We start from the raw sequence: 25,654 nt of genomic DNA, 5'->3' as shown, positions 1-25,654 counted from the left end.
GGCTGGGGTTTGCGCGGCGGACGGCAAGAGTTGTTTACCCATTTTGGGGCTTTTCCACCGCGAGCGCCCGGCGGGCGGCACGTTTCGAATAGCAACGTTATGTGATCCGCGGGGCATGCCCTGGCCTTGTGTCGGCCATGGTTCGCGAACAGTTTGCCCCCAGTACTGCTTCGGGGATCAGGGCGATGAGGGTCAGGGTAGTTCCGGCCGTGGCGGCGGTCGTGTGGCTGGCGAGCGGCGGCGCGGCGGCCGCGCAGGAGCCGGCCGAATTCCCAGCCTCGCTCGATCGTGAGCCGCTGCTGGCCTGGCTGCAGGGCGAGACCGACATCCAGCCCGACCGCGTGGTGGCGGTGACGCCGCAGGCCCTGACGTCGGTGGTCTCCAGCTTTCCCGCCGAGGCGGGGGCCGGACCGCGGATCGTGATCCGCGCGGAAGCGCTGAGCGCAGAGACGCTGGCGCACACCGGGGCCTTGTCGTGGAACGTCTCGATGAACGCCGATTGCGAGAGCCACCGCGTGCGGTTGGGCGAGACGACGGGCTATCAGGAACGCAACCTGCTCGGCGACCGCAAGCTGCTGCGTCCGGCCGAGACCGACTGGCGGACGCCCGAGGCGGGCACCGCGCTGGAGGCGGCTTGGCGCGCCGCATGCCAAGCCGACTTCAAGGGGCCCTTCGACGCGCCGGCGGCGCAGACGGCCCATGCCCCCGCCCAGCCGGCAAAGCCCACGCGGCCAGCCCAGGCGGCGGCAGAGTCCGGGGGCGGTCCGGTGGTGCAGGTCGGCGCCTCGCCGTCCGAGACCGAGATCAAGAGCCTGCTCGCGGCGCTCAAGCCCAGCCTGGCGGGCCGCAAGGCGTGGATCGAGACGGCGCAGGTGGGCGGCAAGACCTGGCGACGCGCAGTCGTCGGGGGATTCGCCGACGGCGCGGACGCATCCCGGTTCTGCGCGGCGTTGAAGGCCGCCGGGCGGGGCTGCTTCGTGCGGGCCAATCGACCAGGCTGACCGGGCTCGTCGGAGTCAGCGCGCCGGGCCGAGGCGCGCTAGCCGCGCTTGCGGATGAAGAAGCGGGCGGCGAGCACGATCAGGCAGCCGACGAAGAGCACACCGGCGATGACGCGCGCCGCGTCGACCAGGAAGCCCAGAACGGCAAGGCCGACCATGGCGGCGAGCAGGATGGCGATCCATTTTCCCATGAGCTTAACAATGGGCGGCGCCCAAGGATGTTCCGAGCTTCGGCGAAACCTCGTCCAGTCATGAATTACAAACCTCGGATTGTGTTATGGTGACGCACGATCCGGCCACGCGGGGACGCGGCTCGGGTTCTATCAGCCGTGAAATGGCCACAGCGACGCTGCGTAATGGTGGGCAGCCGAGCTTGAGGACGGAGCATGCTGGCAGGACTGAGGCATATCCTCGTGAGCCCCCTTACGGGCGCCGTCGCGATCGCGACGGCGCTGGCGCTCGCCGTGACGCTCGGTATCGCCGCGGCCGGCTGGAACGCCGAGCGGACCCGCTATGAGACCCGGATCGCCGAACTGACGCACGCGTCAGAGAAGGCCGAGGCGAGCTTCCGCATGGAGTTGGCCTCGTGTCAGGCGGTCGGCGAGGCGAGGCGGGCGCCGGAGACCCAGGTCGCCGCGGCGGGCGAGACGCCCGAGGGTGCGCGGCGGCTGCTTGAGCAGCAGCCCGAAGGCTTCGACGCCTGCGCGCGCATGGAAAGCGCCGACCGCGCGGTGCTATCGAACTTGAAGAAATGAGTCGCATGAGACGAAAAGCGGTGGCCCTGGCCGCGGCCGGCGTGGCGGTGGCGCTGGCCGGCTGCCAGACGCTGCGCCGCGAGAAGCCGACGCCCGCCCCGCCGCCTGTGGTTCCCGCCCCCGTGGTCGTCGTGCCGAAGCCGCCGCCGCCGCCGCCGCCGCCCCCGCCGCCGCCGGCCCCGAGGAGTTGCGTCCCGAAGACGCTGCCGGGCCCGCCGCGCTATCCCGACACCGACGCGGCGCTGCGCAAGGCGCCGGGCGCCGCCGACCGCTATCAGCTGATGGCGGCCGGCCGGATCCTGCGCCAGGAGCGGCTGGAGGACCTGGAGCGCGTGGTGGCGGGCTGCCGCTAGACGGCGAGGCCGACGGTGACCGAGCCCGCGTAACCGGCGGTCGGACTGCCCGTGAGGGCCGGGGTCATCGCGGCGATCTGGGCCGAGGTGTTGTCGCCGAACACATTGTCGTTCGACGTGGTGGTCTGGGCAAAACGCGACGCGCTGTTGGGGTATCCGCCCGCAGCGTAGACGGTCGTGCAGGCGGCCGCCGGCATGGCGAACTGCGAGACGAGCAGGCGGTTCGCGTAGTTCGTGGCCGCGCTCAGCGAGCGGTAGACTTCGAAGTGGATGTGCGGATAGCGCCCGGAGTAGCAGCCCGGGAAGATCGTGGTGAAGGTCGCCTGGCCGCTCGAGTTCGTGGCCTGGACGCCGCGTAGATAGTTCTGCTGCGGCAGGTCGTAGATCGAGTACTGGCCGTTCTGGTCGCAATGCCAGAGGTAGATCGCGTAGTCCGACAGGGCGGCGCAGGCGGCGTTGGTGTTCACGAGGTTGATGGTGAGCGTGAGCTGCACGCCCGCCGCCGCGCCCGACAGGCCGGCGAAGCTGGCGCGGATGTCGCCGCGGACCACGCCGCTGGTGTTGAGAATGTTGGACAGGACGCCGTTGGCCATGTTGGAGCCGTCGGCGGGGTACGGGCCGTTGGTTTCGGAAGGTGTGGCGGCGCAGCTGGAGCCGCCCGTCGCGCCCGTGCCCGTCGCGCCGGTTCCCGTGGTGGTGGTGGTGGTGGTGGTTGGTGTGGCCGTCGTCGTCGTGTCCGCCTCGCCTGAGCCGCCGCACGCATCGAGCAGGAGCGCGCCGCCCCCGACAGCCAGGAGGCCCAGCATGCGCCGGCGCGCCAGCATCTGGCGCTGCAAAGCCTCGAGATCGAATGCCAGGCCCCGGTCGTGATCGTCGTCGTGCATGCGTCCCTCGTTGCTGCGATGCGATGAGCGACGGGTAGGCAGGGCGCGGGGCCGTCTTGTTGCGGCGCCGTTACGCGACTGTTTCAGGTGGCGCGGCGACCCACACGGCAAAACGCCCCGGCGGTGAGGCCGGGGCGTTCGCAGATCGACCGCGAGGAGCGGTTAGAAGCGGTACTGCAGTTCTAGCCCGTACGTCCGCGGGGGAACGTAGGACACCGTCTGGTTCACGAACGCGTCGCCACCGGGGCGGAGACCGTTCGGGCCGGTATCGAGGCGGTCGCCGTCGATGCCGCTGACGCCCTCGGACTTGAACAGGTTCTTCACGTAGGCGATCACCGTGAAGCGGTCGTCCTTGTCGTTGAAGAGCACCCGGGCGTCGACCTGCTCCCAGGCCTTGGCGCGGTTATAGTACTCGTTGAAGATCGAGTAGTAGGTCGCGTCCTTCCAGACGTAGGTCAGCGAGGCCGACACGTCGCCCGGCTCCAGATTCCAGGTGTAGTTGGCGTTCACCGTGACGCGGTGAGGCGTGGAGGAGGGCAGCTTGGAGCCCTTCAGGTCCTGGGCCTGGGACGCGGCGCTGCCCTGCGGGTCATCCGGATCGAGGAAGCAGCAGGCCTTCCGCAGCTCGGCGTTGAGGTAGGAGTAGTTCGCCAGCAGCTGGAGGTTCTCGATCGGCTGCCAGATGGTCTCGAGCTCGAAGCCGACGATCCGCGCCTTCGGCATGTTGAAGAAGCGGGTGACGGTCAGGCCCGTGTCGGGATCGCGGCCGGAGATCGGGATCTGGATGTCCTGGTAGTCGTAGTAGTAGGCCGAGGCGTTCGCCTGGAAGCGGCCGCCGAAGGTCTTCTTGAGGCCGACCTCGTAGGCGTCGATCGTCTCTTCTTCCGTCGTGACGTTCGGCGTCAGGGTGGTGGTGCCCGAGTTGAAGCCGCCAGCCTTGTAGCCGCGCGTGTACTTCGCATAGGCCAGGGTGTCGGGGTCGGGCTGCCAGTCCAGGCCCAGCGAGCCGGTGATCCCGCTCCAGTTGTTCTTGAGCCCCCGGTGGCGCAGGCCCGTGGTGGGGTCGGTGTAGGCGGGCAGATAGACGGACGGGTCGGAGCTGACGCCCGGAGCGGCGACTGCGGTGACATCCACCGGCCGGCCGGTGACGCGGCTGATCGGGCACGCGGCCCCGTAAAGGCACATCAGGCGCGCGCTCTCGAACGACCGCTTGCGGTCGTAGGTGTAGCGCAGCCCGGCCGTCACTTTCAGCTCTTCGGTGAGCTGGTAATCAGCTTGGCCGAAGACGGCATACGATTCACTGACGTTCTCCGAACTGCCGTAGCCGTAGCGGTTCAGAGGGTTCGGGGCCGCAGGCGTAAGCTGGGCCGCAAGCGAAGGGTTCGTCGTGAACAGAGTCGGGTTACTGAAAAGCGGATTGTCGACGTAGCGGGCGTCCGACAGCGTGTAGTTCGAACCTTCGCGGAACTGGTACAGGCCGAGGATGGCTTGGAACGGTCCATCCCAGGTCGACGCGAAGTTCAGCTCGTTCGAGAACCACCAGACCTCTTCCTGGTACTGGTTGTTGCGCCGCGGATAGTACAACGGCGTGATGCCTGGCAGCTGGAAGGGCGCTGCGCGCGAGGTGCCGTCGAGGTCGGTCTGCAGCCGGTAGTCGTAGTAGGTGAAGCCGGTGATGTATTTGATGTCGAAATTGTCGAGGTGCAGCGTGACGTTGGCGGCGTAGGTGTTGCTCTCGAGATTGATGTAGTTGCCGTCGTCCGTGTCGAAGCAGAACTGGCAGGTGTTGCCCGGCAGGGCCAGGGGCAGGCCGAAGCCGGCCGCGTTCGGCGTCAGGGTGGCCTGGATCGGCGAGGTGTTGTCGCGGATGCCGTACTGGGCGGTCGTGCGGCCGCCGGGGCCGCGGCCCAGATTGTGCCACTCGACGGTCTCGGCCTTCGCCCACCATTCCAGCTTGCCGTCACCCAGCTCGCCCTGGAGCTGGGCTTCGATCTGCCACTGGTCGCCGACGCCGCCCTCATCCTTGCCGTTCGGATTGAGGTTCTTGAAGTAACCGTCGCCCTGCGAGCTGTAGGTGCCGGCCAAGCGGCCCTTGATGTTGCCGAACAGCGGGCCCGAGATGGCGGCTTCCGTCGCCCAGGTGTCGTAGTTGCCGATGCTGCCCCGGACCTCGGCCTGGAAGTCGTCGGTCGGACGCTTCGAGATGATGTTCATCGCGCCGCCGATGGAGTTGCGGCCGTAGAGGGTGCCCTGCGGGCCCCGCAGGACTTCCGTCCGGTCGATGAACAGCGTGGACTTGGCGAACTGGGTGACCGACGAGGTGTAGACGCCGTCCGAGTACATGGCCACGCCGCCCTCGGAAGAGCGGTTGTTCGTGAAGCGACCGATGCCGCGCATGTTGATGCGGTCGTTGTTGGTCGAATAGGCCAGACCCGGCGTGAAGTTGGTCAGGTCCTGCACCGAGTTGATGCCGACCAGTTCGCGGCGTTCGTCGGTGAAGGCCGACACGGCGACGGGCACGTCCTGCAGGGACTGCTCGCGCTTTTCCGCGGTGACCACCAGCTCTTCGATTTCGGCGACCTGTGCGTATGCCGCGGTCGAAACGGCCAAACCACTGACGATTGTCGCTGCGCAAACGCAGGACAGCAGCATGCTCTTGCTGGATAGCATTCTGATGTTTCCCCCAAGCCCGTTTTGAACAGCGCCTTTGTGGCGCTTGGATTCGAATGTCCGGCATGGCGGACGTCACGTCAATAAGCCCGGTTACATATACCGTCGCTTTTCGAACGCGGTGTATTTCCGAAGCAACGGTTTGGTAGAGTACGAAGGAATCCCCCGCGCCAAAGCAGCGCTGCGCCGCATGGCGGCCGCAACCCTGAACCGTCGCTGACGTTTCCGCTCATCACCTCGTTCAGCCCCCGAGGGACAGGCTGGCGAATCCTGAGGAATGAGGAGACGCCTCCTATGACCCGCTTTGGATCCAAGGCGCGCCTGGCCGCCGCCGGCGCCATGGCCCTGACGCTGGCGGCCTGTGACGACCGTGGCGGTCGCGTCGACGCGCCCGAGCCGCCGTCGCTGGCCGAGCTGTCGGCGGCCGGCGAGTTGCCCTATGCCGAGCCCGCGCGCGTGGACTACCGCGCGCCGGACGAGAGCTACGCCTGGGCCGAGCGCGCCTATGGGCTGCAGCGCGCGGTCTATGACACGCCGCCGGACTACGGTTTCGAATACGACGGGATCGAGCCGTTGGCCTGGGAGACCGAGGACGACTGGGCGATGTACGCCGAGCCCTGGGACGACGGATACCGCTACTACTATTACGAGCCGGGGGTCGACTATCCGTACTTCGTCCGCGACGGCGGCTATGGCTACGCCTACGACGCCGGCGGGATCCTAATCGCAGTGTTCGATTCTGGCGGACGATACCTGCCGGCGGACGACGCGCGTCGTTTCGCCCCTGCCGCCGGGCGCTACTGGATGCGTGGCCACGACCTGCGCGCGGCGGCGGGCCGCTCGCGGCGGGCGCCCGTGAGCCAGCAGGTGTGGGCGCAGCGCGCGCCGCAGCTGATCCGCACGGCCGACCCCTGGATGCGGGCCGCGCGCGAAGACCGCGCCTGGCGGGCCTGGCGCGAGCGCGACCAGGACCGCGAACTGCGCCGGTTCCAGCGCGAGGCCGAACGACGCGACCAACGCGCGCGGGGTTGGCGCGGCGATGGCGACCACCGCGAGGTCGCCGCCATCCAGGCGCCGGAGCGCGGCTGGCAGCGTCAGGCGCAGGAGGACGAGCGGCGGCGTCCGTCCGTGCGGGCGGACGAGCAGCGGGATCAGCGCCGGCGGTTCGCCGAGCAGGCGCAGGCCCAGCGCCAACAGCGTCAGCAGGCGCAGCGCCAGCCGCGGGACGAGATCCGCCAGCGCGCCGAGCTGCAGCAGCGTCAGCAGGTTCGGGCGCAGCAGGAGCAGCGCCAGAAGGTCGCCCAGCAGCAGCGGACGCAGCACGAGCAAGCGCGCAAGCAAGGCGAGCAGACGCGCCGCGAACAGGCGAGGGCGGAGCAGGCGCACCAGCAGGCCGCCCAGCGGCAACAGGCGCAGCAGCAGCGTCAGCAAGCCGAGCAGGCGCAACGCCAGCACATGCGGCAGCAGGCGGCCGAGCAGCAGCGCGCGCAACATGAGCAGCGTCAGCAGGCCCAGCGCCAGCAGATGGCCCAGCAGCAGCGCGGGCAGCGGCAGGCGCGACGCGAACAGCAGGCGCACCAGCAGCGCCAGGCGCAGCAGCAGGCCCGCGCGGCGGGGCAACATGCCCAGCCGGCCGCGGCGCGCGAACGAGGCGGCGGTCCCGACCATGGCCGCGGCCAGGGCCGCAAGGACTAGGCGCCGCACGGCGCACCGGCCACTCTACGTCCCGCGGGAGGCGTGATGGCGAGCTACCGGCGGCGACTGGAACGCGACCTTGACGACTGGATCGGCCGGGGCCTCGTGCCGGTCGAGAGCCGCGCGGCCATCCTCGAAACGGTCGGCGACGGTCGCCGGCTGGACGCTGCGACCTCCTTGGCCATCGTGGGCGGCCTGCTGGCGGGCGTCGCGGTGATCGTCTTCGTCGCGGCGAACTGGTCCGACATCCCGCGGATCGCCCGGTTCATCCTGGTCCTGGCGGCTTTTCTGGGCGCCGCGAGCGGAGCGGCCTGGGCCGCCGCGCGCGGGCGGGACGTGACCCGGCAGGTGATGCTGGCGGTGGCGGCGCTGATCTTCGCCGCCGCCATCGGCTTGACGGGGCAGATCTTCGACATCGTGGGCGAGCCGCAGGCGGCGCTGCGTTCGGCGGGGCTGGCTGCGGCGTTGCTGGCCGTCGCTGGACGCTCGCCATGGGCCGCAGCGGTGGGCGTGGTGCTGCTCGGCTTCGGGGATTTCGCCGACGGCGGAGGGCGAGGCGTGGAGCCGTGGCGGTTCGGATGGCTGGTCGCGGCGGCGCCGCTCGCCGCCGGCCTGGCGCTGTGGTGGCGCTCGCAGACGTTGGCGCACGTGAGCGGAATCGCTTGCGTGCTGGCGGTGCTGACCTTCGACGGCGCGATGCGCGGCCATCCGGAGCAACTGTTTCTCGGCGCGTCGGCGGTGCTGGCGGCCGGCGCGGCCGCGGCGCGCGTCCTGCGCGACCGGTTCGAGGCCCCCGCGGCTGTGCTCTATGGCTGGTTCGCGTGGGGAGCCCTGACCTGGTTCGGAGCCTCGGGTTTTGGCGACAGCCTCAAGGGTGTCGGCCATTCGATCGCCTGGCTGGCGGTGTCCGCCGGGATCGTGGCGTTGGGCCGCCACGACCGGCACGCGCCCGTCACGGCGGCGGGCGTGGTCGGCCTGATCGCGGCCGGCGCGACGCTGCTATTCAACCTCGGCGTCGGCCTGATGACCTCGGCGGCGGTGTTCGGCGGGGCGGCGCTGGCGGCGCTGGGCGTGGCGTGGGCGATGCGGCGGAGGAAGGCGGCATGAGGCTGCCCGGACTTCCCGTACGAATCCTGGCCGCCGCCGGCGTGCTGGCGCTGGGCCTGGTGGGCCTGGTGGTGCACGAGGGCATGGCGCGCGACGGCGGGCAGGAGGTGGTCCTGCCGATCACCGGCTATGACCCGCGCGAGCTGCTGACCGGCCACTATGTCCGCTTCCAGTTCCGCTCGGAGTATCCCCCCGGGACGCCGTGCCCGCCGGGGCAGGGCGGTTACCTGCGGCGGGGAAACGCCTGGGTGGCCCTGACCCGGCGCGGCGACCACCACGAGGCGACGGGCGCGGCGCTGAGCCGGGCGGGGGCGCTGAAACTGGGGGAGATCGCGGTGCGCGGCGACCTCGACTGCCTGGCCCGCGGCGCCCCGGAGACCACCTGGGTAATCCTGAACCTCGGACCCGAACGGCTGCACGCCGACCAGGAGCAGGCCGAGGCGATCCAGAAGATCATGCTGATGACCCGCGATGGGCCGGCCACCGGCTACGCGGTGGTCTCGGTCGGCGCCGACGGCAAGGCGCGGCTCAAGGGCGTCAGCGCCGGCGGCCGGCGCGTCGACCTGGACTGGCTTTAGTGCTCGGACAGATCCACCGCCTCGGGCGCGCGGCCCTCGGCCTCGGCCTTGCGGGCGCCGGCCAGGATGCCGGGCAGGGAGTAGTTGCCCTCGTGGCAGGCGTATTCGTAGACCGGACCGGGCGCGGCGTTCAGGGCCATCTCAGCCTTCCAGACCTTGGTGTAGACGGCCGGGTCGTCTACCTCGAAGGCGTAGAGGATCTGGTCCTTGGCGATGCGGGTGAAGCGCTCTGTCACCTTGGCGTCCGGCGACAGGTAGAGGCTGGCGCCGAAGTAGGGGCGCAGGCTCTCGCCGGGATTGAAGCCCACGGTTTCGACGACGAGGGTGTCGCCCTCCCACCGGCCGATGGAGTCGCCCATCCAGGTGCGGATGTGCGCCGGCGGCCGGCGCTTGTCGGCGAGGCGGATGATGCGGGCGTCGTGGTTCATCTCGACCACGATGACCACGTGATCCTTGGCCTGCTGGAACTGGTAGTGGTTGTTGTAGAGCACGTTCAGCATCGGCGGGCCGGCCGTGGAGCCGAAGCCTAGGATGCAGCGCTCGCCCAAGGGCCGCGCCTCGGGCCCGTCGAAGGTGTTGCGAGCCTTTTCCAGGGTCGCTTGGTAGAGCTTCCATCCCTCGGGACGGTAGGGCAGCTTGCCGTCGGCCGGATCGATCAGCCACGACGTGCGGACCTCGCCGCCGATCCGGCCCATGCGGCTGCCCGCGTCGGTCCAGAAGGCGTTGTAGCCGCCGGGGTCGTCCCCCGCCTTGGGCGGCGGCGCGTTGGGGTCGGTGGGCCTGCTCTGGGCGTCCATCATCTTCGCGCGCATCTGCTCGACCTGGCGGGCTTGGGCGTCGGTGATGGTCAGCGTCTTGAACTGAGGCCCGCGCTCGAGGCCGGTAAGCGAGGCGTTGGTCCAGACGCCCTCAAGGTCGGGCTGGCCGAAGGCGTTGCGGGACGCCTTGTAGGTGTCGGCGGCGATGGCGGAGGTGGCCAGCGCGGCTAGAGCGAGGGCGGCGAGAAGCTGGCGCATGACGCTCACGCCTTCGCGCTGAGGGCGGAGTAGACGGCCTTGGGCGAGATGGAGCGCACGTCTGGCGTGCCGCCGCCCGGCACCGAGCCGCGCACGTTTTGGATCATGCCGACGAAGACGATGTCGTTGGTGGGATCGATCCAGAACCAAGTGCCGAACGCGCCACCCCACCAGTAGCTGTCCTGCCCCTGGGGCAGGCCGCTCTCGGCCGGCCGCTCGTGGACGGCGAAGTCCATCCCGAACCCCAGGCCCTTCTGCACCGGCCCGTAGAGGTCGACGCCGACGCCGGGCTGCAGAACCGACTTTCGCATCAGCTTCACGGTCTCGGGCTTGAGGACGCGGGCCCCCTCCAGCTCGCCGCCCTGCAGCAGGGCCTGGCAGAAGCGGTAGTAGTCCGGCGCGGTGGAGTAGAGCCCGCCGCCGCCGGCCAGGAACCGGGGCGGGGCGGTGAGAACGCGGCTGTCGGCAGGGATGATCTTGCCCGCGGCGTCGTAGGTGTGGATACGGACCACACGCGCGGTCTTCGACGGATCGGCCCAGAACTGGGTGTCGGGCATCTTGAGCGGACTGAAGATGTGATCCTGGAAGTACCGGTCCAGCGACTTGCCCGACAGCTTCTGGATGACATAGCCCTGCAGGTCGACGCAGGGACCGTAGGCCCAGTCCGTGCCGGGCTGGCTCACGAGCGGCAGGGCGGCCAGCTTGTCGACCATGCCCTGGAGATCGGTCTCGCGCAGGTTGACCTTAGCCGCCTCGTAGACCCCGCTGGTCCCGAAGCCCGCCGTGTGGCTCATCAACTGGGCCATGGTCATGGGTTTCGTCTGGTCGACCAAGCCGGCGGCGGTCTTGACCTTGAGGTTGGCGAATTCGGGGATGTGCCGGGCGACCGGATCGTCGAGCTTCCACTTGCCCTGTTCCCAGAGCTGCATCATCGCCACCCCGGTAATGGGCTTGGTCATCGAGGCGATGCGGAAGATCGAGTCGACGGCCATGGGCGTGGGCGCGCCGGCGTCCTGCTTCCCATAGGCATCCAGGTTCACGACCTTGCCCTTGCGCGCCAGCAGGGTGACGACGCCCGCCAGTTTCTGCTGGTCGACGAGCGCGTGCATCTGGGCGTTCAGGTCGGCGACGCCCGCAGCGGTGAAGCCCGCTGACGCGGGCGGCTGGACCGCGATCTTCGCGAAAGCGGGCAGGGCGGTCAGCGCCGCGGCGGCCCCGAGCAGCAGGCTGCGCCGATCGAACGTGGTCATGGTCTCTTCCCCATCTGGGTCCGTCTGATGCGGACTCCGCAGGGGCAACATCCCCTGTTTTCGAAAGGTGGACCACTCGTTTTGCGGGGATGTTTCCGAGCGCGCCGCCCGCTAGGTTGGGGCGAGACCTAGCGGGGGAGTCGGGTGGCCGGCATCAGGACGATCGAGGCGCCGGTGAAGCGGCCCCTCTGGACGCAACTCTATGTGCAGGTGCTGGTCGCCATCGCGCTGGGCGCCTTCATCGGCCACGTCTGGCCGGCGACGGGCGAGGCGCTGAAGCCGCTGGGCGACGCCTTCATCAAGCTGGTGAAGATGATCATCGCCCCGGTGATCTTTCTGACGGTGGTCACCGGCATCGCCGGCATGCGCGACATCGGCAAGGTCGGTGGGGTCGCCGCAAAGGCCTTCGCCTATTTCATCACCGTGTCGAGCTTCGCCCTGGTGGTGGGCCTGATCGTGGCCAACGTGGTGCAGCCGGGCGCGGGCATGAACATCGACCCGGCCACGCTCGACGCTGAGGCGGTGAAGTCCTACGCGGCCAAGTCGCACGACATGACCGTCGTGGGCTTCCTGATGGACGTGATCCCCGAGACGGTGGCGGGGGCGTTCGTCGGCGGCAACATCCTGCAGGTGCTGTTCTTCTCCATCCCCTTCGGGCTGGCGCTGGCGATGATCGGGGAGCGGGGCGAGCCGGCGCTGGCGGTGCTGAACTCCCTGGCCGAGGCCTTCTTCAGGCTGGTGGCGATCTTCATGCGCGCCGCGCCGATCGGGGCGTTCGGCGCCTTTGCGTTCACGGTGGGCAAGTACGGGATCGCCAGCATCGCCAGCCTGGCGGCTCTGGTGGCCACCTTCTACGGCACCTCGATCCTGTTCGTGCTGGTGGTGCTGGGGGCGGTCGGGGCCCTGAACGGCTTCTCCATCCTGAAGCTGATCCGATACCTGAAGGAGGAGCTGCTGCTCGTCCTGGGGACCAGTTCCTCCGAGGCGGCGCTGCCGTCGCTGCTGGAAAAGATGGAGCGGGCGGGGGCGGCGAAGTCGGTGGTCGGGCTGGTGGTGCCCACGGGCTACAGCTTCAACCTCGACGGCACCAACATCTACATGACCCTGGCGGCGCTGTTCATCGCCCAGGCGCTGGGCATTCATCTGGCGCTGGAGGAACAGCTGCTCCTGCTGGGCGTGGCGATGCTCAGCTCGAAGGGCGCCGCGGGGGTGACCGGCGCAGGCTTCATCACCCTGGCCGCAACGCTGCAGGTGGTCCCCAGCCTGCCGGTGGCGGGCATGGCCCTGATCCTGGGCGTGGACCGGTTCATGAGCGAGTGCCGCGCGCTGACCAACTTCATCGGCAACGCGGTGGCGACGCTGGTGGTCTCGCGCTGGGAAGGCCAGCTCGACCGCGAAAAGCTCGCGGCCGCGCTGAGCGGGCCTCCCAAGCCGCTGGCGGCGACCCCGCTGGAGGCGGACAGCGACTAGCTGGCGCGGCTGAGCAGCGGGGCGGCGGGCGCGGCGGCGGTGCAGCGCTTGATGGTGGCCATCAGGCCGGCCACCAGGATGGGCTTGGAGACGAAGTCGTTGAAGCCCAGCGCGACATACTCGGCCGGGCGGCGCGAATAGACGTCGGCAGTCAGCGCGATCACGGGAACATTGCGCTCGGGACCGTCCGAGCTGCGTAGGCGCTCGATCACGTCGATGCCCGTCATGCCGGGCATGTGAATGTCCAGCAGCATCAGGTCGAAGTGCTCGAGGGCCAGGCGTTCCAGGGCCTCGGCGCCAGAGCAGGCCATGACCGCCTGGTGACCGAACGCGCCCAGGATCTCCTGAACGACGCGCAAGTTCATCGGGTCGTCGTCGACGTGCAGCACCTTCAGAGGCCTGCTGGTATCGCCCGGATTGTCCGGCACGGCTTGGCTCCACGGGACGGCGCGGGGAGTACGCGCCCGTTTCACCCCGAATCTGTCGCTTAGGGCTTTAAGGTAAGACTGACAGACGTACTGAATCCTGCGTTTACCGTGTGAACATCCGCGGGCGGCGCTGGAATCCGGATCGCCACGCGGCGTCTCCGCAAGCTTTGAAGCCGCAATTCGCCTCGCACCCGCCAGACTACCGTAGTTAAATGCTGTGCGGTCCCGGTGCGGTTGCTTAGCCGACCTAGAGCAGGCCCGCGATCACCGCGATCAGGCCGGCCGCCGATGCGGCCATGGCCACCGTCTCGGTGAGACGCGACCAGCGGATGGCGTACCGCACGCGCATTGTCGTTCTCCGGCCCTTGAGCGCGCCAGGTCTGCCCAGAAGCCGGCTAACCCGTGCGACGCGCTCTAAACTTTCGAAGTGGAGCTTTTCTGGGGCGTCTGACCCAGAAAGGTTTGGGGGCTCGCCACCCGGAACTCCGCACTCAGGGGGGGGGAGGGTTTGGGTCGCGGAAGAGGCGGAAAGCGGCTGGGGCGGCCGCTGGGCCCTCCGGGTGGCGAGGTCTCGTGAAGTCCAGTTGTTGTATGTTTAGTAATTACTGGATTCGCGCGCGTCAACCTTGTTTTTGGTGGTTCGGCCGCGTCAGGCCAGGGCGAGGAAGGGGGTGACCTCGAGGCGCGCGAAAATCCGGCAGACCAGGCCCTCGGGAGTGAACTCCATCTCGGCGGCGCCGTTGAGCTCGCTGCGCACGCCCTGCGTCAGCAAGCGCGAGCCGAAGCCGCGGCGGCGCGGGGCCGCGACCGGTGGACCGCCGGTCTCACGCCATTCGAGCTCCAACGCCGGAACCCCTCGATCAGGGTCTTCCATCAGGCGCCAGGCGAGGGTGATCTGGCCGGTCTCGTTCGACAGGGCGCCGTACTTGGAGGCGTTGGTGGCCAGTTCGTGCAGGGCCATGCCGAGGGCCAGGGCTGCGCGCGCGTCAAGCCGCGCATCCGGGCCGGACGTGGCGATCCGCGCCACGTCGAAGGGCGCCATCGCCACCGACACGATCTTGCGCAGGCCCGCGCCCTCCCAGTTCTCGCGCGTCAGCACGTCATGGGCGCCCGCCAGCGCGATCAGTCGGCCGGTGAGTATATCGCTCATCTCCTCGGCCGAGCGGCCCGAGCGCAGGGTCTGACGGGCGATCGATTGGACCGAGGCCAGGGTGTTCTTCACCCGGTGGTTCAGCTCGTTGATGAGCAGGGTGCGCCGCTCCTCGGCGCGCTTGCGCTCGTCGATGTCGAGGGCGGCGCTGAGGGTCGCGGTGACCCGGCCCTCGGCGTTGCGCTCGAAGGCCACCGCGCGGTCGAGGACCCAGCGCCAGCCGGGACTGCCGTCGCGGCGGCGGATGCGCAGCTCGAACTCGCGCACGTCGCCGTCCGGCGCGGCCGTGAGCTGCTTGAGGCGCTCGGCCACCTTGGGAAAGTCGTCCGGGTGGATCATGGCGCGGATGAGTTCGCCGCCGCCGGCCTCCAGCTCTTCGGCCGTGTAGCCATAGACCCGCTCCGTGCGCCCCCCCACCCAGATGGGGCGGCCGGCCTGGAAGTCGTAAATGTAGTTGGCGGTCGGCGAGACCGCGTTGACGTGGCGCAGGCGCGCTTCGTTTTCCCGGACCGAACGGTCCAGCGCCTGGGTTTCGGTGATGTCGTAGATGCTGACCACGGCGCCGGTGATCGCCGCCGCGCCGCCGCCGCGGGGCACGACGAACACCCGGACGTCGCGGGACTGACCCGCAACGTCGCGGATCGACAGCTCCGTCTCGCGCGCCTGGCCCGCCAGGGCCTGGGCCAGGGGTTCCTCGATGACCGCGAAGAGGGTCGGGCCAATGGTCTCGGATTGAGGTTCGCCCACGGCGGGGACCGGCTTGGTCAGCCAGCGCTGCATGGCCGGGTTCGCATAGTCGATGCCGCCGTTGGCGTTGAGCGCCATCACGCCCCACGGCGCGTTGTCGGTCATACGATACAGGCTGGCGCGATCGATAGGGGGCTTGTCCGCGAGCTGAGCTTCCAGCTCGGCCACGCGAGCCGCCAGGCGCGCATTTTCACTCTTGAGCTGTTCGGACATCGTCCGCGCCCCGACCTCCAGCCATGCCCCGACGTGGCGCGAACCTAGCCTGAGCCGCGGAGTCTGGCGAGCGCCGTTCGCCTGCTAGGGTTGCGTCGGGAGGCGCTTCGCCATGATCAAGCTTACGTTCTGCCTGGTTCGGCTTCCGTCGTTCAACCGACAGGAATTCCAGGAATATTGGTACGGGACCCATGCGCCGCTGGTCGCAAGCGTGGCCGAAACGCTGGGCATCCGCCGCTACGTGCAGATGCACAGCCTGCCCGCCGAGGCCAGCGCGGGGCTGCGGGCTAGCCGCGACGCGCCGCCCGAGTTCGACGGCGTGGCCGAGCTGTGGTTCGACAGCCTGGAGGCCATGGGCGAAAACGGCCGCCGCCCGGAGGCCCAGGCGGCGGCCGCGATGCTGCTCGAGGACGAGCGGCGGTTTATCGACCTGCCGCGCTCACCGCTGTGGTGGGGGCAGGAGCGGGTGGTGGTCGGCTAGCAGGCGTAGCGGCGCTCGATCGTCACCCGGCGGCCGATGTAGGGGTCGTAGACCCGGTCGCGGCTGATGCAGGTCCGGTACGAGCGGTCGGAGTAGGCGTAGGGCCTGCCGTAGTGGCCGCGATCGCCGTAGTAGCCGCCGCGGTAGCTGTCGTAGCGCGGGTCGTAGGAATAGTAGCCGCTGGAATAGCTGCGGCTGCGGCTGCCGCCGTTCGAGAGCGCGGCGCCCAGCGCCAAGCCCGCGACACCGCCCAGGACGGCGGCGGCGACGGCGTCGTCGTTGTCCTTGTGATGACGGTAGTGACGATAGCGCTGCGCCTCGGCCGGCGCGGCGGTCGCCAGGACGGCGCCCGCGGCCGTCACGGCGGCAAGGGCGGTGGTGAGAAGCTTACGCATATTGGCCTCCATTCGGGTTCGATTAACGCCTGGGCGGCTGAACCGTGCCTGAACGGAGGCTTCAGGTTGGCGGAGCCCTACTTCCGCTGCTTCACTGTCTTCGCTCGGATCGGTTTGAACTCCGAGGTCGGGTTCCAGTCGGGCCAACGCTTGGAATTGGCGAGATCGCGGCCGGCCTCGAAGGCGAGCTGGACGTCGTCGGCCGCGCCCCGGTAGTCCTGGTCGGACGCCCACACGTCGCAGGTCTGGTGATAGCAGCGGGCGGTGTAGTCCTCGACCCACTTGTCGCCGGCCGCCTTGCCGCCGTTCACCAGGTCGGCGCCACCGCTCATGCCCATGAAGAGCAGCGTCGGCACGCCGCGCTTGGCGACCGAGAAGTGGTCGGCGCGGTAGAAGAGGGCGCGTTCGGGCCGGGGGTCGGGGGTGATGGTGCGATCGTGCCGGGCGGCGACCTGGGCGAGGTGCGCCTCCAGCTCGTTCTGGCCGGAACCGACCAGGACCACGTCGCGCGCGGGTCCGGCGGTCTGCAGGACGTCGAACGTATAGTTGGCGACCATCTTCGCGAGGTCGGTCTCGTGGCGCTGGGCGTAGTACTCGCTGCCCAGCAGGCCGCGTTCCTCGCCGGTCCATGCGGCGAAGAGGATTGTGCGGTCTGGCGCGGGGCTGGCCTTGAAGGCGCGCGCGGTCTCGATCACGCCCGCCACCCCGACGGCGTCGTCCACGGCGCCCGGACGGATCACCTTGCCAGTCAGGTCGGCCGGATCGACGCCATAGGCGTCCCAGTGCGCGGCGTAGAGGATGCTCTCGGCCGGCCGCCTCGCGCCGGGGATCTTGGCCAGGACGTTCTGGCTCTTCAGGCGCGTGAAGCTGTTCCGATAGTCCGCCGAGAAACTCGCGCCCCTTAGCTGGACGGGCTTGAAGGCGGCCGTCTTGGCGCGGGCCTTCTCGGCCTCGAAGTCCAGGCCGGCGTCCTTGAAAAGCTGCAACGTGAGGTCGCGCTGGATCCAGCCCTGAAGCAGCAGCTTGTCCTTGGCGGGATCGGGACGCACCACGTCATAGCTTTCGCCGTTCGACGCCACGACCGTGTTCCAGCCGTAGGCGGCGCCGGCGGTCTCGTGGACGATCAGGGCGCCGAGAGCGCCGCGTCGGACCGCCTCCTCGTACTTGTAGACCCACCGTGCGTAGAAGGTGGCCGCCTTGCCGCCGAACTTGCCGGCCACGGCGTCGGCGGGCGCCGCCTCGAAGTCCGGGTCGTTGATCAGGACCAGGGCGATCTTGCCCTTGAGGTCCACGCCCTTGAAGTCGTCCCAGCCCCGTTCGGGCGCGGTGACGCCATAGCCGACGAAGACCAGGGGCGCGGACTTGATCTGGACGCGCTCGACGGGCTGCTGGGTCTCGATCCTCAGGTCGGTCTGCTCGTGCAGCGACTTCGACCCCTGCGCCGTGGCGAGGGTGTAGGTTCCGCCAGGCTGGGTCTGGTAGCGATAGAGCGGCACATCCTGGGTCCACCCGCCATTGTCGCCCGCCGGGGTGAGGCCCAGCGCCTTGAATTGCGCGACGATGAAGTCGACCGTCTTGGGCTCGCCCGGCCCGCCCGGCCCGCGGCCGAAGTACTCCGGCGAAGCCAGCTCGCGGGTGATGTCCGACAGGCGCTGGGCGGAAATCTCCTGGGCCGCAGCAGAACCCGCGAAGAATGAGAGGGTGAGGGCTAGGCTGGTAAAGGTACGCGTCATACATCCCGTATAGAGTGGATTTCCGGCGCCCGCCTTCGGTTTGACACGATGGGCGGGTGACAAGGACAGCGCGTGGCGCTCTAAGACGCCGCCGAACGATAGGGTGCGACGGATGGGTGTGTTCGACGATTCCACGCGGAAGCTGGCCGGCGACCGCTATGTGAAGCCCGAAGGCCTGGCTGGCCACTACGCCATCTACGAAGGCTACGACGACGACGGCCGCGGCCGCCTTCGCACGCTAACGCGCCGCACCCGCCAGCGCCTGGCCGCGGCCATGGATCGCGAAGCCCTGACGATGGGCGTCGCGGGTCTGGCGGTCGGCGTCGCGATCGGCGTCGCGCTGATGTGGCGGCGCGGGCGCAAATAAAGTCGGGCGCCCGACATCTTGTTGGAAAACTGAGGTTTCGCGCCTTCGGTACGCCACCGAACGGCCTCTGCTGCGTTTAGGCCCCGAACGGGTGGCCCGAGCGGGTCGCCGCTTGCCTGCATGCGGAGAGAAACATGAGCGACCTCGGAGCCGGGATCGGCGACACCACCAGCCGCAAGGACCAGGCGAAGGAACTCGTGGGCCAAGCCGGCCACGCGCTGAAGGCGGAGGCGCAGTCCTTCGCCAGCGCCGCCCAGGAGCGGGTGAAGGCCGAGGCCCAGAAGGGGACGCAGGCGGGCGCCAAGACCCTGGGCGATTTCGCCAACGCCGTGCGCCGCGCGGGCGACGAACTGGCGGGCGCCGACCAGAGCCCGGCCTCGCGGCTGGTACAGCAGGCGGCCGACGGCCTGGAAAGCCTGTCGCGCAACCTGGCGGACAAGGAGCCCGGCGACCTGGTGAACGCGGTCCGCGATTTCGGGCGGAAGAACCCGGCGGCCTTCATCGGCGGCGCGGTTTTGGTGGGCCTGGCGATCGGCCGCTTCGCGCGGGCGTCGGAACCGGCGATGGAAACGCCATTGAGCGGCGCGCCGATGACCTTCGGCGAGGACGACGCCGAAAGCTACGACGGCCCAGCCGCCGCGCCTGAGGACGCCGGGGTCGACAGCTCGATCACCGCCAACCTGGGCGCGCTGGAAGACGTGCCGAGCGACGCTTCGCCGACGGGCGTGGTCGATGACGGGACCTCGGGGATCGGCGAGTCCGACGCCATCACCTCGCCCTACACCGGGAGCCGTTAGGCCATGGACGGCGCCGAACCCCCCAGGGAGGCGCGAGGCCTGACCGATCTGATCGCGCAGCTGGGCGGCGACATGGCCGCCCTGGTCCGGAAGGAATCGGAACTGGTCCGGGCCGAGGTGTCGGAGAAGCTGAACGCCGCCGGAAAGGCGGTGGGCGACATCGCGGCCGGCGGCCTGCTGCTGATCGCAGCCCTGCTGGTTCTGTTGCAGGCGCTGGTGCTGGCGCTGGCGAAGTTCATGGATCCGATCTGGGCCGCATTGATCGTGGGGCTGGGTGTGGCGGCGGTCGGCTACCTGCTCGTCCGCGCCGGGATGAAGGCCATCTCGCTAGGCGGCCTGAAGCCGGACCGCACCACCCGCCAGCTCAAGAAAGACGCCGAACTCATGAAGGGGAACACCCGATGACCAAGACCTCCGCAGAGCTGGAGCGCGAAGTGGAAGACGCCCGCGGGCGCATCGACCAGACGGTCGAGGCCCTGAAGGACAAGATGCAACCCAAGGAAATGTTCGACGAGGCGACGAGGATGATGGGCGGCGCGAGCAACAAGGTGCTGACGACGGCGGTGGAGCAACTCCGTGAGAACCCGATCCCGATCGCGCTGATCGGCCTGGGCGTGGCCTGGCTGGCCATCAGCCAGACGCGTCGCCACGGGCCCTCCGCCGATGGCTATCGGGGCTCGGGCTACTACCCGACCTATGAGGGTTACGACGAGGAAGAGACCCTGCGCGCCCGGGTGAAGGCCAAGGCGGAGGCCGCCAAGGCCAAGCTCGCCGACACCGCTGAGAAGGCCAAGGCCAAGCTGTCGGATGCGCAGCACCAGGCCGCCGACGGCGTCACGGGCCTGCGCGGCAAGGCGGGCGAATATGCCCACCTGGCGCAGGAGAAGGCTGGTGAGTACGGACGCGTCGCGCGGCAGCGCTTCGACGACACGCTGGAGACCGAGCCGCTGGTGATCGGCGCCATCGGCTTGGCGGTGGGCGCGGCGATCGGCGCGGCCCTGCCGTCGACCACGGCCGAGCGTCGCTACTTCGGCCCGGCGCGGTCGAAGGTGGCGGACCGGGCGAAGGCCTCGCTGGACGACGTCAAGGACGTGGCCCAGCGCGCCTATGGCCAGGTGAAGGACGAACTGCATCGCCAGACCGGCCCCGCCGGCGAGGGCGCGACCCTGCGCGAGAAGGCCTCGGCCATCGCCGAGGCCGGGGCCCGCACGGTGAAGGACGAACTGGGCGGCGCGGCGCACTAAGCGCCGTCGTCGGATCGGGATCAGAAGGCGTCGGGGGTTAGCCGCCCTCGGCGCCTTCTTCCTTGACGGCGCCACGGCTGCCTTCCATCTCGCGGCCCTGCTTCTCCTCGGCCCGCGCCCCGGCGAGGATGCCGGGCAAGGCGTAGTTGCCCTCGTGGCAGGCGTATTCGTAGATCGGCCCCTTGGTGGCGTTGAAGGCCACTTCGCCCTTAATCGGGGCCGTGTAGGTCGCCGGGTCGTTCAGCTCGAACTGGTAGAGGATCTGCTGCGGTGAGATCCGCGTGAAACGCTCGACCACGTGCAGGTTGCCGGCCCCGCCGCCGCCCCTCAGGGTCTGTTCGGGCCGCATGTTGATGGTGTCGACGACCAGGGTTTCGCCTTCCCAGCGCCCGACGCTGTCGCCCATCCACCTGCGCACCCCGGACTTGTCGTGCTCGGCGTTCAGGCGGACCAGTCGGGTGTCGTGGACCATCTCGACCTGGATCATCACCGTGTCGCCATTCTGAATGATGGCGTAGTTGTTGTTGTAGAGGCTGGGCAGCATCGGCGGGCCGGCCGACGAGCCGAACGACATGATGCAGCGCTCCCCCAGCGGCCGGCGCTCGGGTCCGTCGAAGTTGCCCACCCGGGCGTTGCCGAGCCGGGCCTGGACGGCCTTCTGGGCGGCGGGCGTCAGCGCCGGCATCCGGCCGTTTTTCGGCTCCACGATCACGGAGGCGCGTGCCTCGCCGTTGAAGCGGATCAGCTTGGTGCCCGGATCGACCCAGAAATTGTTGTAGCCGCAGTCGACGCCGCGGAAGCCGCGGCCGCATTCCTGAGGCAGGTCCGTGACCTTGAGGTTCGGGTCGGTCGGCTTGGCCCCGTCCTCGTTCAGCTTGGCGTTGGCGCCCTCGAGCGCGGCCGCCTCGCCGGGCGTCAAGGCCAGGCGCTCGCCCAGCTTCGCATTACGCTCGAAGGGCGTGATCGTGGCGTTGGTCCAGTTGCCGGACAGATCGGGCTGGCCCCAATGGTTGCGGGGCGCCTTGTAACCCTTGGCTAGGGAGGCCGGGCTGGTCTGGGCCTGGGCGGCGGCCGGGATGGCGGCGAGGGCCGTGAGCGCCGTGAAGGCGAGGGCGGCCGCGAGCGTGCGGGTCATCTTCCGTTTCCTCCAGCAAACCGGTTCTTCGAACGCCGGCATGGGCGGAGGATAGGCACTAATCGCGCGCGGCGTCGACCTCGGCGGCAGCCTGCTCGCGCTGTTGCAGCGCGCGCACGCCCCGGCGCGCCAGCCAGGCGGCGGGCAGCATGAAGGTGGCGGCGAAGACGATGGGCGCCCAGGGGCCGACGCCCGAGAACAGGGCCCCGCTGAAGATGGGGCCCAGCACGCGCGCCAGAGATCCCGAGGCGCTGGCCGCGCCCAGCACGGCGCCTTGCCGGTCGGGATCGGTGGCGCGGCTTACGATCGCCGTGGCGGCCGGCTGCCATAGCGCGTGGCCCAGGATCGACAGCGTGAGGGTGATCGCGGCGAACCCGCCAGCAGGCGAGGCCGCCATCGCCATGAGGCAGACCGAGGCGAAGAGCAGGCCGCCCACCATCGTCGGTCCCGGTCCCAGCCGGCGGACGGCGACCCCCGCGAACACGCCCTGGGTCAGCGCCGAGGCCACGCCCGTCACGGCCATAACCAGCCCCACCTGCCGCGGTCCCCAGCCGAACCTTGCGTCCATCCAGAGCCCCAGCACCGACCAGAGGGCGGACGAGGCGAAGAAGCCCACCGCGATCACGCCGAACGCGCTGGCCAGGACAGGATGGCGCAACGACTCGCCCAGGGCAGCGAAGGGATTGCCGCGCTCGGGCGGCGCGCCGCCCAGGCGCCGGCTCTCGCGCACGAAGGCCAGGATGCCGAGGGTGGCCATCAGGCAGAGCCCGAACGCCAGCAGCAGCGGTGGCTGGAAGCCCGCGGCGCCCAGCTCCGGCCGCGCGAGCAGGCCGCCCAGGGCCGGGCCGACCACGAAGCCGATGCCGAAGGCCGAACCGATCAGGCCCAGCCGGCCCGCCAGTTTTTCAGGCGGAGAGACGTCGACCATGTAGCCCTGGATCGCCGACATGTTGCCGGAGAAGAAGCCGGCGGCGGTGCGGATGACCATGGCCGCCCAGATGTTCGGCGAATAGGCCAGCGCCAGGTAGCCCAGCGCCGAGCCGACCACAGTGAGCAGCAGCACGGGCCGCCGGCCGATCCGATCGGAGAGCCGGCCCCAGAACAGCTCGCCCAGGAACTGGCCGGCCGAGTAGAGTGCGAACAACAGCGTGACGTGCCACGGCTTGGCGTCGAAGGCGGTGGCGAAGAACGGCAGAAGGGGGATGACGATGCCCCAGCCGATCAGGCTGAGGAACACGAGCAGCAAGAGAACCGGCACGGCGGCGGCCGACACGCGCTCAGCGGGAGACTCGGGTTCTGCGTGCGCCACGCCGGAGGCTTACATCCCAGGGATGCGCCGGGATAGCCGAACGCCCGCCGGCTGGGCCGACGGGCGTTCAAAGCCTTGCGTCAAGGGTGACGCGGTTACTTCTTGGCCGGGGCGGCGGGCGCCGCCTGCAGCTTCTTCACATGGTCGAGGTGCGCCTGGATCTTCGGCACGGCCTTGCCGGCGGCGGCCTTGAGGCCCGCATCGTCGCCGTTGTCGGCATAGCCCTGCATCAGCGAGAGCGCCTCGTTGTGGGCGGCCTCCTGCTGCGAGAGGTAGACGCCGTCGAAGTCGGCGGGCGAGGCGGCGTTCAGGTTGTCGATCATGCCCTTGCGGCGTTCGTCGAGGCCGGTCGGCGGCGTCTTGCCGGCGGCGGTGACGAGCGGCTTCATCTCGTTGGACATGGCGGTGTGGTCGGTGACCATCATCTTGCCGAAGTCCTTTACGCCGGCAGACTGGCCCTTCTTCTGGGCGATCTGGCCGGCCTGAATCTCGTACATGTCGCTGATCGCCGCGTTGGTGACGAAGGCGTCGGTCGACAGTTGGCCCACTGTCGCCGCCGAGGTGGCGCCGACCGCGGCGGATGTCGCGTCCTGGGCGGCGTTGACGGCCTCGTTCGATGTGCCGGGTTCCGCCGGATTGGCCGTCGAGTCCTTCTTCTGGCAAGCGGCCATGGACAGGGCGGCGACCGCGGCTGCGGCGAACATAAAGGCGCGTTTCATTGAGGCTCTCCCTTGAGGCTGTGGGGAGCCCAACGAACGGTCAGGCGGCGGGTTCCGGCATCGGTACAATGATAAGGCCGGGCCGCACGAGGGCGAGCCGGCCGCCGGCCAGATCCAGGCCCATGCGGAACTGTTGGAAGAGCCCCGCGCCCAGCAGGCCGGAGGGCGCCGGGGCGTTGGCCGTGGGCGTGTAGACCTGCACGTCGGCGTCATGAAGCGTCATGCCGCCGACGCGGACGGTCCGCGCCGTCACCAGGCGATCGAGGCTGAGGCCCCCGAGGCTGACCGAATGGGTCGAGGTCACACGCCGGCCCGGCGCGAGCAGGCCGTGCTGCTCGGCGGCGCTGGCGGAAAGGGCCAGGACGCCGCTGGCCCCGGTGTCGACCAGCACCTCGAAGGGGGGGCGATCCTCGATCTGGATGGCGACCATGGGCGCGCCGCCCTTGCTGGACAGGGGGATGTGGATGGCGTCGCGAGGCGGCCGCCAAGCTTCGCGGGTGAGAAAGCGGGCGCGGGCGCGGGGGAAGTCCGCCTCCACCACCAGGCCACGGAGCACGTCGCGACCCAACAGGAGCTGAAAGTCGCGGCCCGTGGCTGTGGAAATCGAGGCCAGGTCGAGGGCCGCGGCGCGCAGGCCCGGGATGGACAGGCCGGGCAGAGCCAGGTCGAGCCGGGCGGTGTGGGTGAGGCTGGGCGCGCCGCTGACGCCGTAGGCGAGGATCGGGGCGGCCACGGTTCGGGGCAGGGCCAGCTTCTCGGCGAGGCCGCGGTCGATGGCGGAGAACTGGGCGCCGGAATCGACCACCGCGCGGATCGGCGCGCCGTTCACCTGCACGGCGATGTCGATCAGCCCGCCGCGCTCGGGCAGGGGGAGCCAGGGCGTGTCGCGGCCGTTGGCGAAATTTAGCTCAAGCGGCGGCCAGGGCAGGCGGTCGCGCACCATGAAAAGCGTTCCGCCCGCGGCCGCCAGCAGGCCGAGGCGGACGAGCAGCGTGCGCCGTGTCGTCCCCAAGGCTGCCACTACTGCGTCTGCAACTCGTCGCCGGCGGCGTAGAGGCCGTCGAGCCAGGCGAGGATCTCGCGGGCCGCCGGATGGTCGAAGGCCCCGAAGCGGGTGCGCAGGCGGGACGTCTGGTCTTCGCTCAGGCCGTCGCGGCCGGTGTCTTCCAGCAGGAGCAGGGTGCGTTCCACGCCGTCGGCGAGCTCGGGGCCCAGCACCGCCTGGGCGGCGCGGCGGAAGGCGGCCAGGTACTGATAGGCCTCGCCGTCGCGATAGCTCTCGGCCAGGCTCAGCGCCGGGATACGCGACAGCACGGCCTGGGAGGCCGTGTTGACGCCGTGGGCGGCGATGTGCGGTGCGATCGACGCCGGCCGGCCGGTGAAGGCTCGCAGGTGCAGGTGCGGGCTCATGCGCGGGCCGTCGTTGACCGGATAGTTGTCCCAGAGGAACGGCTTCCTGCGCATCTGCTCGCCCACGCGCGCCAGGTGGCCGGGGGAGAACTCGCGGGCGCAGACTTCCTCGCCGGTCCACATGAGCTCGATCTTCGGGTCGAGTCCGGCGCCGAGGTCTTCCAGGTAGTTCGCGGGCCGCTGGCCGAACACGCGGTCCAGCACGGGGTCGTCTGTATAGTAGCTGGGACAGGCGATCAGGCGGCCCGCGGCGGTACGCTCGGCGATCCAGTGGACAATCTCGACCTGCCGTTCGGCCAGTTCGGGCAGGTCGCCCTTCATGTCGTCGAAGAAGACGCCAAGGTCGTCGAGGCCCAGGCTGTCGAGCTGCGCCAGCTTGGTGGCCAGCGCCTCCTTGGCGGGACCGTCGAAGCCCAGGAACAACTCATAGGGGCTGAGACCGACGCCGAAGCGGACGCCGGTGTCGCGGCAGATCTGCGCGAAGGCCGCGAGCGCGTCCAGTTCGGTGTCGGGATAGGGCTCGCGCCAGCGGCGGCGCAGGTGGGCGTCGGCCTTCGGCGCATAGAGATAGAAGCCGTAGCCGACCGGCTGGAGCGCGCGGACCATGTCGGCCCGCTCGTCCCAGGAATACGGTCGGCCGAAGAAGCCCTCGATGATGCCGAGCTCGGGTGTCATGTATGTCTGCATACCGGAGGCGGTTGCGATAACGATGTAAATTTGTAAGGTCCGCCCCAGCAAAGTGAGGAC

At 69.6% G+C, this 25,654-nt stretch carries 26 protein-coding genes; 12 read left to right on the top strand and 14 right to left on the bottom strand.

Annotated elements, in window-relative coordinates; genetic code table 11:
• Positions 1 to 185: 185 nt before the first annotated feature.
• Complete coding sequence (locus ACODSY_RS06475; protein WP_488950868.1) at positions 186 to 1,001, top strand: SPOR domain-containing protein; 816 nt, start codon at positions 186 to 188, stop codon at positions 999 to 1,001.
• A gap of 38 nt (positions 1,002 to 1,039) precedes the next feature.
• Here ACODSY_RS06475 and ACODSY_RS06470 read toward each other — a convergent pair whose 3' ends face one another.
• Positions 1,040 to 1,192, bottom strand: coding sequence for a hypothetical protein (locus ACODSY_RS06470; RefSeq protein ID WP_488950867.1), 153 nt, complete (start codon positions 1,190 to 1,192; stop codon positions 1,040 to 1,042).
• Between the two features lie 222 nt (positions 1,193 to 1,414).
• Between ACODSY_RS06470 and ACODSY_RS06465 the strand changes: the two genes are divergently transcribed.
• The gene (locus tag ACODSY_RS06465; RefSeq protein ID WP_488950865.1) at positions 1,415 to 1,756 is read left to right on the top strand and encodes a hypothetical protein; all 342 of its coding nucleotides are present in this window, start codon (positions 1,415 to 1,417) and stop codon (positions 1,754 to 1,756) included.
• A 5-nt stretch (positions 1,757 to 1,761) separates the two neighbouring features.
• Complete coding sequence (locus tag ACODSY_RS06460; protein ID WP_488950864.1) at positions 1,762 to 2,109, top strand: hypothetical protein; 348 nt, start codon at positions 1,762 to 1,764, stop codon at positions 2,107 to 2,109.
• Here ACODSY_RS06460 and ACODSY_RS06455 read toward each other — a convergent pair.
• Both ACODSY_RS06455 and ACODSY_RS06450 read right to left on the bottom strand, forming a co-directional pair.
• The gene (locus ACODSY_RS06455; protein WP_488950863.1) at positions 2,106 to 2,993 is read right to left on the bottom strand and encodes a peptidase associated/transthyretin-like domain-containing protein; all 888 of its coding nucleotides are present in this window, start codon (positions 2,991 to 2,993) and stop codon (positions 2,106 to 2,108) included. The two genes, ACODSY_RS06460 and ACODSY_RS06455, sit on opposite strands and share 4 nt — an antisense overlap.
• Before the next feature lie 162 nt (positions 2,994 to 3,155).
• A complete protein-coding gene (locus tag ACODSY_RS06450) occupies positions 3,156 to 5,603 on the bottom strand; it encodes a TonB-dependent receptor (RefSeq protein ID WP_488950861.1) in 2,448 nt (815 codons plus the stop codon).
• A gap of 354 nt (positions 5,604 to 5,957) precedes the next feature.
• Here ACODSY_RS06450 and ACODSY_RS06445 point away from each other — a divergent pair, with 354 nt between their 5' ends.
• The 3 genes from ACODSY_RS06445 to ACODSY_RS06435 are packed head-to-tail and all read left to right on the top strand — an operon-like array spanning position 5,958 to position 9,043.
• A complete protein-coding gene (locus ACODSY_RS06445) occupies positions 5,958 to 7,358 on the top strand; it encodes a hypothetical protein (protein ID WP_488950859.1) in 1,401 nt (466 codons plus the stop codon).
• Between the two features lie 45 nt (positions 7,359 to 7,403).
• Positions 7,404 to 8,465 carry a DUF2157 domain-containing protein gene (locus ACODSY_RS06440; RefSeq protein WP_488950858.1) on the top strand — a complete coding sequence of 354 codons (1,062 nt, stop codon included), beginning with the start codon at positions 7,404 to 7,406 and terminating at the stop codon, positions 8,463 to 8,465.
• Positions 8,462 to 9,043, top strand: a complete 582-nt coding sequence (locus ACODSY_RS06435; RefSeq protein ID WP_488950856.1) for a GDYXXLXY domain-containing protein — start codon at positions 8,462 to 8,464, stop codon at positions 9,041 to 9,043. The genes ACODSY_RS06440 and ACODSY_RS06435 overlap by 4 nt, the downstream gene beginning before the upstream one ends.
• On the opposite strand, the gene ACODSY_RS06430 is transcribed toward ACODSY_RS06435, so the two are convergent.
• Complete coding sequence (locus tag ACODSY_RS06430; protein ID WP_488950854.1) at positions 9,040 to 10,059, bottom strand: hypothetical protein; 1,020 nt, start codon at positions 10,057 to 10,059, stop codon at positions 9,040 to 9,042. The genes ACODSY_RS06435 and ACODSY_RS06430 overlap by 4 nt on opposite strands.
• Before the next feature lie 5 nt (positions 10,060 to 10,064).
• A complete protein-coding gene (locus ACODSY_RS06425; RefSeq protein WP_488950853.1) occupies positions 10,065 to 11,309 on the bottom strand; it encodes a serine hydrolase domain-containing protein in 1,245 nt (414 codons plus the stop codon).
• A 144-nt stretch (positions 11,310 to 11,453) separates the two neighbouring features.
• Here ACODSY_RS06425 and ACODSY_RS06420 point away from each other — a divergent pair, with 144 nt between their 5' ends.
• Entirely contained in the window at positions 11,454 to 12,779 is a 1,326-nt protein-coding gene (locus tag ACODSY_RS06420) for a dicarboxylate/amino acid:cation symporter (protein WP_488950852.1), read from the top strand.
• Here the strand turns inward: ACODSY_RS06420 and ACODSY_RS06415 are convergent.
• Entirely contained in the window at positions 12,776 to 13,207 is a 432-nt protein-coding gene (locus ACODSY_RS06415) for a response regulator (protein ID WP_488950851.1), read from the bottom strand. The two genes, ACODSY_RS06420 and ACODSY_RS06415, sit on opposite strands and share 4 nt — an antisense overlap.
• Positions 13,208 to 13,856: 649 nt before the next feature.
• A complete protein-coding gene (locus ACODSY_RS06410; RefSeq protein WP_488950849.1) occupies positions 13,857 to 15,317 on the bottom strand; it encodes a sensor histidine kinase in 1,461 nt (486 codons plus the stop codon).
• A gap of 112 nt (positions 15,318 to 15,429) precedes the next feature.
• On the opposite strand from ACODSY_RS06410, the gene ACODSY_RS06405 reads away from it, so the two are divergent.
• The gene (locus ACODSY_RS06405; RefSeq protein WP_488950848.1) at positions 15,430 to 15,798 is read left to right on the top strand and encodes an EthD domain-containing protein; all 369 of its coding nucleotides are present in this window, start codon (positions 15,430 to 15,432) and stop codon (positions 15,796 to 15,798) included.
• Here ACODSY_RS06405 and ACODSY_RS06400 read toward each other — a convergent pair.
• Together ACODSY_RS06400 and ACODSY_RS06395 are read right to left on the bottom strand one after the other, a co-directional pair.
• Entirely contained in the window at positions 15,795 to 16,193 is a 399-nt protein-coding gene (locus ACODSY_RS06400; RefSeq protein WP_488950846.1) for a hypothetical protein, read from the bottom strand. The two genes, ACODSY_RS06405 and ACODSY_RS06400, sit on opposite strands and share 4 nt — an antisense overlap.
• 77 nt (positions 16,194 to 16,270) lie before the next feature.
• Positions 16,271 to 17,926: a M28 family metallopeptidase gene (locus tag ACODSY_RS06395; protein WP_488950845.1), complete on the bottom strand. Its 1,656-nt coding sequence runs from the start codon at positions 17,924 to 17,926 to the stop codon at positions 16,271 to 16,273.
• Positions 17,927 to 18,038: 112 nt separating this feature from the next.
• On the opposite strand from ACODSY_RS06395, the gene ACODSY_RS06390 reads away from it, so the two are divergent.
• The 4 genes from ACODSY_RS06390 (at position 18,039) to ACODSY_RS06375 (ending at position 20,334) form a co-directional block, all read left to right on the top strand.
• Positions 18,039 to 18,293 (top strand): hypothetical protein, encoded by a 255-nt coding sequence (locus ACODSY_RS06390; RefSeq protein ID WP_488950844.1) that lies wholly within the window; start codon positions 18,039 to 18,041, stop codon positions 18,291 to 18,293.
• Between the two features lie 134 nt (positions 18,294 to 18,427).
• Positions 18,428 to 19,090: a hypothetical protein gene (locus ACODSY_RS06385; RefSeq protein WP_488950843.1), complete on the top strand. Its 663-nt coding sequence runs from the start codon at positions 18,428 to 18,430 to the stop codon at positions 19,088 to 19,090.
• Positions 19,091 to 19,093: 3 nt separating this feature from the next.
• Positions 19,094 to 19,495, top strand: coding sequence for a phage holin family protein (locus ACODSY_RS06380; RefSeq protein WP_488950841.1), 402 nt, complete (start codon positions 19,094 to 19,096; stop codon positions 19,493 to 19,495).
• On the top strand, positions 19,492 to 20,334 hold the full coding sequence (locus tag ACODSY_RS06375; protein ID WP_488950840.1) for a DUF3618 domain-containing protein: 843 nt from the start codon (positions 19,492 to 19,494) through the stop codon (positions 20,332 to 20,334). The genes ACODSY_RS06380 and ACODSY_RS06375 overlap by 4 nt, the downstream gene beginning before the upstream one ends.
• 37 nt (positions 20,335 to 20,371) lie before the next feature.
• Here the strand turns inward: ACODSY_RS06375 and ACODSY_RS06370 are convergent, their stop codons facing one another.
• From ACODSY_RS06370 to ACODSY_RS06350, 5 genes are all read right to left on the bottom strand, one after another.
• Entirely contained in the window at positions 20,372 to 21,469 is a 1,098-nt protein-coding gene (locus tag ACODSY_RS06370) for a hypothetical protein (protein WP_488950839.1), read from the bottom strand.
• Between the two features lie 58 nt (positions 21,470 to 21,527).
• On the bottom strand, positions 21,528 to 22,778 hold the full coding sequence (locus tag ACODSY_RS06365) for an MFS transporter (RefSeq protein ID WP_488950837.1): 1,251 nt from the start codon (positions 22,776 to 22,778) through the stop codon (positions 21,528 to 21,530).
• Positions 22,779 to 22,873: 95 nt separating this feature from the next.
• Positions 22,874 to 23,497, bottom strand: coding sequence for a DUF4142 domain-containing protein (locus tag ACODSY_RS06360; protein ID WP_488950836.1), 624 nt, complete (start codon positions 23,495 to 23,497; stop codon positions 22,874 to 22,876).
• A 40-nt stretch (positions 23,498 to 23,537) separates the two neighbouring features.
• Complete coding sequence (locus ACODSY_RS06355) at positions 23,538 to 24,509, bottom strand: aspartyl protease family protein (RefSeq protein WP_488950834.1); 972 nt, start codon at positions 24,507 to 24,509, stop codon at positions 23,538 to 23,540.
• A gap of 8 nt (positions 24,510 to 24,517) precedes the next feature.
• Positions 24,518 to 25,594, bottom strand: a complete 1,077-nt coding sequence (locus tag ACODSY_RS06350; RefSeq protein WP_488950832.1) for a beta-N-acetylglucosaminidase domain-containing protein — start codon at positions 25,592 to 25,594, stop codon at positions 24,518 to 24,520.
• Positions 25,595 to 25,654 lie beyond the last annotated feature (60 nt).

Source organism: Phenylobacterium sp. FG114 (assembly GCF_057809855.1).
This window is presented reverse-complemented; position numbering and strand designations above follow the sequence as displayed.